This is a genomic window from Runella sp., from assembly GCF_027484545.1.
Classification (GTDB): domain Bacteria; phylum Bacteroidota; class Bacteroidia; order Cytophagales; family Spirosomataceae; genus Runella.
This window is the reverse complement of sequence record NZ_JAIXST010000324.1, coordinates 1-6,355: the sequence shown is the minus strand read 5'-3', so window position 1 is coordinate 6,355 and position 6,355 is coordinate 1. Positions and strand designations below refer to the sequence as shown.

Genomic DNA, 6,355 nt, shown 5'->3' with positions numbered 1-6,355 from the left:
CTTAAAGCGAGAGCCGACTGAAATGAGTTTGGCTCGTAAGCGAAAGAAAGCCGCTCGCGACGATGCTTACCTTAAAACCCTGTTAAACCAACTTAACACTTGATGCAATCACCCTAGCAAAACCCGTTTTACCCGATTTTGAGAAGTGCAGCAGCTATTTTTACCGGTGAAAAAACCTCTTAACTTTTCATCAATAAATCACTATCCCCCGCTTTGGCGGCGCTGAATCATTGAACATAGGCATTGCGACGGCGGTGGTGTTGGCTAATTGGCGACGAAATACTAAATTAATACCTTAAAAGAACATTTTTTGCAACAAAACCCTATTTTTGTATTTTCACTCTAACTGCACACTCCTTGACTTTCGACGATTTTGATTTTGAATATGAGCTTTTAGATGGCCTTCACGCCATGGGATTTGACCATCCTACTCCCATCCAAGTTCAAGCCATACCCGTAATTCTGAATAATAAAGACTTGATTGCCTGCGCTCAAACGGGTACGGGTAAGACCGCGGCCTATTTGTTGCCTATTTTGAATAAAATCATTGATGCTCCCGATAACATACGGCATCTCAATACCTTAATATTAGCTCCCACCCGCGAGCTGGCCATTCAAATAGATCAGCAAATTGAAGGTTTAGGCTACTTTACCGGGGTAAGTTCCATTGCCATTTACGGTGGAGGCGACGGAGCTGCGTGGAGTCAGCAGCGGAAAGCTTTGGCCGAAGGAGGCAATGTCATTATTGCTACTCCCGGACGATTAATTGCGCTGTTGCAAATGGGCGAAATCAATTTCAAGAACTTACAGCACCTCATTCTGGACGAAGCTGACCGGATGTTGGACATGGGCTTTTATGATGATATCATTAAGATTATCAGTTATTTACCCGCCCAACGTCAAACGCTTCTGTTTTCGGCAACGATGCCGCCAAAAATCAGAACACTGGCCAATACGATCCTTCAAAACCCCGAACAAATCAGCATTTCAGTAGCCAAACCTGCCGAAGGTATCCTTCAGCAGGTATACATGGTTTATGACGATCAAAAAATAGCCCTTTTGAAACATATTCTGAAAGAAGGGGACTATCCCAGCGTTATCATTTTTGCCTCCACCAAAGACAACGTCAAGAAACTGAATGAGGAATTGAAACGTACTCGCTTGGTAGCAAAGGCGTTCCACTCTGACCTGGAGCAAAAAGAGCGCGAAGAGATTTTACGCGAGTTCAAAAGCAAGTCACTGCCCATTTTGATTGGGACCGATATTCTCTCTCGCGGTATTGACATTGAAGGGATTAGCTTGGTGGTCAATTTCAACGCTCCCCACGACCCCGAAGACTACATTCACCGCATCGGGCGCACAGCCCGCGCCGAAACTACCGGGACAGCCATTACCTTCATCAACGACAAAGATTTGCGCAAACTCGCAGCGATTGAGCGAATGATTGGGAAAGAAATCCCGAAAATTCCGTTGCCTGCTGCCTTGGGTGCTGCCCCGGAATATAAATCCGGTTCAACTGCCGCCGCACCTCAAAAAAGACCTGCTAAGAAAAAACCGTTCAGGCGCAAAAGCGGACCCAAACCCAACAAACCTCCGCAGAATCCATCACAAACCAATGCTTAAATCGGTTTTGAGTGAGTAGGAACAAAAAGGGAAAACGCTTTAAATAGCGTTCAACTTAAACTCGGCCCTTATGCGCTCATCTGTCTTTTTTTCTTTTTCTCTTTGCATTTTAGGACATTTGCTTTTCTCTTGCGGTGGCTCCAACCAACAAAATCAATCTGCCGCTGCTGATACTACGATGGCTATTACTAAAACAACTTTTGGGCAACTGCCTGACGGCCAAACTGCCGACCTTTATACCCTCCGTAATAAAAACGGAATGGAAATAAAAATCACCAATTATGGCGGTCTTATCACTCATTTGAATACTCCCGATAAAGGCGGCGTTTTTGGAGATGTCGTATTGGGGTATGATACCTTGGGCGGTTATTTAAAATCCAGCCCCTTCTTCGGCGCGTTGGTAGGTCGCTACGGCAACCGTATCGCCAATGCTAAATTTACGCTGGATGGCAAAACCTATACACTTGCCGCCAACAACGGCCCCAACAGTTTGCACGGTGGGCTAAAAGGATTTGACAAAGTAATCTGGAAAACCGAAGTGCTTGATGCAGAAAATGCCATCAAACTTACTTATGTCAGCAAAGATGGGGAAGAAGGATTTCCCGGCAATCTGAACACCGAAGTCATTTATCGCCTGACCGACGATAATTCCCTTGAAATTGAATACACTGCAACTACGGATAAACCAACCGTCGTCAACCTCACGAACCACTCCTATTTTAATCTAACGGGAGGCAAAAGTGATGTATTAAACCATGAAATTTCCATTAACGCCGACAACTTTATCCCGGTTGACAAAACACTTATTCCCATAGGTGAGGTACGTCCGGTAAAAGGCACTGTTTTTGATTTTACAAAACCCACGGCTATCGGGGCTGGCATTAATGACCCAAAAGACGAGCAAATCAAATTGGGTGGCGGTTATGACCATTGTTGGGTAGTTAATGGCTCGAAAGACTCACTTCGTTTGGCGGCAACGGCTTACGAACCTACTTCAGGACGTTTTATGGAAGTATTTACGACCGAGCCTGCGGTTCAATTTTATACGGGCAACTTCCTGAATGGGGGGATTACCGGCAAAAGTGGTGTCGTTTATAAGAAACGTTCGGGCTTTTGCTTTGAAACCGAACATTATCCTGATTCCCCCAATCAGCCTTCTTTCCCAAGCGTAGTGTTACGTCCCGGCGAAACCTATAAAACAAAAACGGTTTATAAATTTTCTGCAAAATAGGTTATCGATTCTCAATTAATCATTTACAGTTTGTGGTTTACAGTTCACAGTCAGTTATTAACACTGCGAACCGTAAAACGCAAACTGTCTACCGTAAACGGCAAACACTAAACTGTAAACCGCAAACTGTGGCCTATTGACATACCACTACAAAAATTTGGTCATATCGGATTATTGCCGTAGTTTAGCGATTGTCAATAACCAACCCCCACCTTATAAATATGGCCATGCTAAGCCGCGTTGCCGATTCAGTGTATTGGATGAATCGTTACATAGAGCGAGCCGAAAATTACGCCCGCTTTATTGGAGTTAATTTTAATCTGGCACTTGATCTACCTCCCAACGTTAACGAACAGTGGGAACCGCTTTTGATTGCGACTGCCGACAATTTCCTCTTTTACCAACATTACGACGAACCTACGCGCGAGAATGTCATCAATTTTATGACCTTCGATAAGCGTAATCCCAACTCTATTTACAGTTGCCTGTCGTATGCCCGCGAAAATGGCCGGACTATTCGTGAAAGTATTTCCAAAGAAATGTGGGAAAACCTGAACGAACTCTACTTATGGATTCGGGATGTGAAGCCTAAAGCGGAATGGGACCTCAACCACATGCAGGAGTTCTATACCCAAGTTCGTAACGGTACGCAATTGTATTACGGAATCGTAGATGCGACCATCACGCGCAACGAAGCCTGGCATTTTGGACGTTTGGGACGCTTTATGGAACGTGCTGACAAAACTTCCCGTTTCTTAGACGTATCGTACTTTACTTTATTGCCGGATTCGGACGTAACAGGCAGCACACTTGAACTCGTTTTGTGGACAGCCGTACTCAAATCAGTGAGTGCTTACAACATGTACCGCCAACAATATCAAACACTTACGCCTACACACATTGCTGAGTTTTTGATTTTGGACAAACTTTTTCCACGAGCTATGGCACACTGTATCCGTCAGGCAGAATTATCTTTGTACGAAATATCGGGAACTCCGCTTACCAATCGTTTCAGCAATCAGGCCGAAAAAATGATGGGTAAACTCCGCTCCGAAATCGAATTTACCGAAGTAGAGGATATATTCAGCACAGGTTTACATCAATACCTCGACCAATTCCAAATTCGGGGCAATGAAGTAAGTAAATCAATATTTGAAACTTATTTTGATATAAAACCGGTGGATTCTTACCAATCTCAATCACAAGGATAACTACTAAAAAAAGAATGACCTATTGTCTTGGCATAAAAGTCGCTTCGGGCCTGGTGGCAATTGCAGATACCCGTCTGACTTCCGGTACGGAGGTGAGTACCAACAAGAAAATCTCTGTTCACCAGTTAGAAAATCACTCTCTGTTTATCATGACATCGGGGCTTCGCTCGGTGCGCGATAAAGCCGTGACTTATTTCCGTGAAGTATTGGAAGAGCAAGACCACAGTTTTAATAAATTGTATAAAGCAGTCAATGCCCTTGGGCAACAGGTAAGGCGCGTAGCCCGCGAAGACAAAGAAGCCTTAGATGATGCAGGGCTGCGTTTTAATCTGCACGCTATTATAGGCGGACAGCTCGAAGACGACGATGAGCATAAGCTTTATTTACTCTATCCGGAAGGGAACTGGGTGGAAGTGGGCGAAACCTCTCCATTTTTTGTCATTGGCAACTCTAACTACGGCAAACCCCTCCTATTCAGGAGTTTAAAATACGGCTCATCACTCACGGAAGCTCTCAAGGTAGGGTTTTTGTCGTTTGATTCCACCCGCGTAAGTGCCAACGATGTGGACTATCCGATTGATGTAGTGATGTACGAAAAAGACAGTTTTCATCTCACAGAACATCGTTTTCAAAAAGATGACTTGGCGCATTTGTCGCTGCAATGGAGTATGTTGCTCCAGAATTCCGTGCAAAGGCTCCCCAATGATTGGATGGATCCTATTCTCGAAAAAGTACGCGAAAAGGTGTAGAGGCAGAGCTTGTCTCTGCCTACTCCTAAAGTCCATTGCTCCCGGACAACCACAAGGAAGCTTTATCCATGAACCTACGAGTATCCCACAAGCTATCTTACACCTATTCAGAAGCGGTTTCTTTAGACCCCCATTCTATTTATTTATTTCCCAAAGCCTACCCTCACCAGCAAATCGTGAGTTGTGTCCTCACTATTGAGCCCACCCCAAGTATGTTGGTTCACAACATTGACGTCGAAGGAAATCACCAACAAATCGCTTATTTTCGTGAACCTACCAACCTCCTCACCATTTCGGTAGAAATGAATGTGTTGTCCAACGATTTTAATGTATTTGGGTTTTTGTTATTTCCATTTGAAACCGAACGCCTTCCTTTCCAATACCCGGATATTCTCAAAAAACATTTACAGCCCTACCTTATCCGCGAAGGAGTGACAACCTACGTAGAACAATACGCCCGCCAAATGGGTGCCTTGGCTCGTTGGATGACGGTTCCTTTTTTAACAACACTTTGCAGGGAGATTTATCAAAACTTTGTCTATGAACGGCGCGATGTCGGGGCACCTCTCGCACCTGAACACACGCTTATTGGGCGCAAAGGTTCTTGTCGTGATTTTGCTCAGTTGTTTGTGGCCTGTTGCCGCAGCGTAGGTATCGCCGCCCGATTTGTCAGCGGTTATTTGTACGGCAATGCGCTTCAGGAGCACGATCTTCACGCTTGGGCAGAAGTTTATTTGCCCGGAGCAGGTTGGCGAGGATTTGACCCCACTGAAGGTAAAGCAATCATGAACAATCATATTTATTTAGCTTCCTCTTCCGACCCTCAACTCATTACTCCCGTATCGGGGACATTCCGGGGCAAAGCTCACTCCACCCTCATCACTGAAGTAACGGTGGGGGAAGGCCGTTAAGCAGGGCTCTGTCGGCTTTTCAAGTTGTCACTTCCCAGCTCACATTTTTTTACAAGTTCGCCCTCCCTGTCTACTTTATTTTATTCAATTGATACTGCTTGGGCGTCATGCCAAACTGTTTTTGAAACATTTTATTGAACTTGATAGGTTGAGAATATCCCTATTCTCTGGCAACCTCTGATGCCCTGAAACCTTTCTCCAACAGGGTTGCGGCATATTCCATCTTCTCTTCTATATAGCATTGGGAAAAAGTTTTTCCATAGCGTCTTTCAAAGAGTGATTTAAATTGGGAAACGCTCATCCCTATTTCTTCCGCAATAGTTGCTGCATTTGGCGGTACGCTTTCCGACATTTTACGAATGTATTTTTGATAGATACGCTCAATCGGTGTTAGCTTTTCATTTTTCGGTTCACTGGGTTCTGATTTAACAATAGGCATCTGCCTATCTGGTGAATTAAATCCCGCTGTAATATTTTGTGTGTTAACCCTTTTGTCCTGTTATTTTTGTTTTCAAAATCACAATTATGGCAAAAGTAAAAATTGAAATCACAACTGATATAGGCGAAACTGTTTTAGTGGAAGGCGATTTATCGTTGATTACAGATTTAGACAGTTTTAATGGTATTGAG

General features: G+C 44.2%; 6 protein-coding genes and 1 pseudogene. 6 read left to right on the top strand and 1 reads right to left on the bottom strand.

What is annotated here, in order from left to right; all coding sequences use genetic code 11:
• Nucleotides 1–197: 197 nt before the first annotated feature.
• The 6 genes and pseudogenes from Q0081_RS29115 to Q0081_RS29090 form a co-directional block, all read left to right on the top strand.
• Nucleotides 198–299, top strand: a pseudogene (locus Q0081_RS29115) (RNA methyltransferase); the annotation flags it as partial.
• A 58-nt stretch (nt 300–357) separates the two neighbouring features.
• On the top strand, nt 358–1,623 hold the full coding sequence (locus tag Q0081_RS29110) for a DEAD/DEAH box helicase (RefSeq protein WP_298361786.1): 1,266 nt from the start codon (nt 358–360) through the stop codon (nt 1,621–1,623).
• A gap of 70 nt (nt 1,624–1,693) precedes the next feature.
• Nucleotides 1,694–2,854 (top strand): aldose epimerase family protein, encoded by a 1,161-nt coding sequence (locus Q0081_RS29105; RefSeq protein WP_298361781.1) that lies wholly within the window; start codon nt 1,694–1,696, stop codon nt 2,852–2,854.
• A 227-nt stretch (nt 2,855–3,081) separates the two neighbouring features.
• Complete coding sequence (locus Q0081_RS29100; protein WP_298361789.1) at nt 3,082–4,065, top strand: alpha-E domain-containing protein; 984 nt, start codon at nt 3,082–3,084, stop codon at nt 4,063–4,065.
• A 14-nt stretch (nt 4,066–4,079) separates the two neighbouring features.
• Entirely contained in the window at nt 4,080–4,814 is a 735-nt protein-coding gene (locus Q0081_RS29095) for a peptidase (protein ID WP_298361778.1), read from the top strand.
• A 68-nt stretch (nt 4,815–4,882) separates the two neighbouring features.
• Nucleotides 4,883–5,725 carry a transglutaminase family protein gene (locus Q0081_RS29090; RefSeq protein ID WP_298361775.1) on the top strand — a complete coding sequence of 281 codons (843 nt, stop codon included), beginning with the start codon at nt 4,883–4,885 and terminating at the stop codon, nt 5,723–5,725.
• Nucleotides 5,726–5,885: 160 nt separating this feature from the next.
• Here Q0081_RS29090 and Q0081_RS29085 read toward each other — a convergent pair whose 3' ends face one another.
• Complete coding sequence (locus Q0081_RS29085; RefSeq protein WP_298361772.1) at nt 5,886–6,164, bottom strand: AraC family transcriptional regulator; 279 nt, start codon at nt 6,162–6,164, stop codon at nt 5,886–5,888.
• Nucleotides 6,165–6,355 lie beyond the last annotated feature (191 nt).

What these genes read in the sequence shown, in the direction of transcription:
- Q0081_RS29095 (WP_298361778.1), top strand. Translation starts at nt 4,080, where the DNA reads ATGACCTATTGTCTTGGCATAAAAGTCGCTTCGGGCCTGGTGGCAATT.
- Q0081_RS29090 (WP_298361775.1), top strand. Translation starts at nt 4,883, where the DNA reads ATGAACCTACGAGTATCCCACAAGCTATCTTACACCTATTCAGAAGCG.
- Q0081_RS29105 (WP_298361781.1), top strand. Translation starts at nt 1,694, where the DNA reads ATGCGCTCATCTGTCTTTTTTTCTTTTTCTCTTTGCATTTTAGGACAT.
- Q0081_RS29100 (WP_298361789.1), top strand. Translation starts at nt 3,082, where the DNA reads ATGCTAAGCCGCGTTGCCGATTCAGTGTATTGGATGAATCGTTACATA.
- Q0081_RS29085 (WP_298361772.1), bottom strand. Translation starts at nt 6,164, where the DNA reads ATGCCTATTGTTAAATCAGAACCCAGTGAACCGAAAAATGAAAAGCTA.